Source organism: Oleiphilus sp. HI0079 (assembly GCF_001635105.1).
The window spans coordinates 1-728 of the sequence record NZ_LWFT01000256.1; the positions used below are offsets into that span (position 1 = coordinate 1).

1 protein-coding gene is annotated in these 728 nt (G+C 46.2%); it reads right to left on the minus strand.

Annotated features, from left to right (window positions below):
* A partial coding sequence (locus tag A3750_RS03750; RefSeq protein ID WP_156498371.1) for an SDR family NAD(P)-dependent oxidoreductase occupies positions 1–728 on the minus strand: 728 nt, incomplete at both ends.

Genomic DNA, 728 nt, shown 5'->3' on the forward strand with positions numbered 1-728 from the left:
ACGCAACGTAAGCAGAGAAACGCGGCGCATTCGTCAAGGTACCGATCGACGAAATATTAACAATATGGCCTCTTTTATTTTCAAGCATTTTAGGAGCAAAGCCCATAATCAGACGCAATGAACCAAAATAGTTGAGCTGCATCGTACGCTCAAAATCGTGGAAGCGATCAAATGAAAGATTGATTGAACGACGAATTGAGCGTCCAGCATTATTTACCAAATAGTCTACGTGGTCATGATCTTTCAACACCTCTGCAACAAAGCGGTCACAGTCTTCCATGTTTGCGAAGTCACATTGATATGCGTGAACATCGCCACCAGCTTGCTCAAGCTCGTGCTTCACTTCATCAAGCGTTTCTTTTGTTCTCGCTGCAATACATGTAATCGCACCAGCTTCAGCCAACTTACGGGCTGTCGCCAACCCAATTCCTGAGGTGGCGCCTGTAATTACACAGACCTTTCCTTCCACCGTGCCTCGCAGGGTGCGATCTTTATATAGATCTGGATCGAGATTGCGCTCCCAGAAATCCCAAATCGGCGCGGAGTATGTTTCAAGATTCGGACACTCTATCCCTGAACCTTTGAGCACACGCTCTGTTTCACGCGAATCAAACCTCGTAGGGTAATTGATAAACTCAACCGCAGATTCGGGAACACCAAAGTCATTTAAAAATGCTTTGGTCAAGCGTTTGACTGGTGGCAGGTTTTTAACACCGTTACGCAGCATC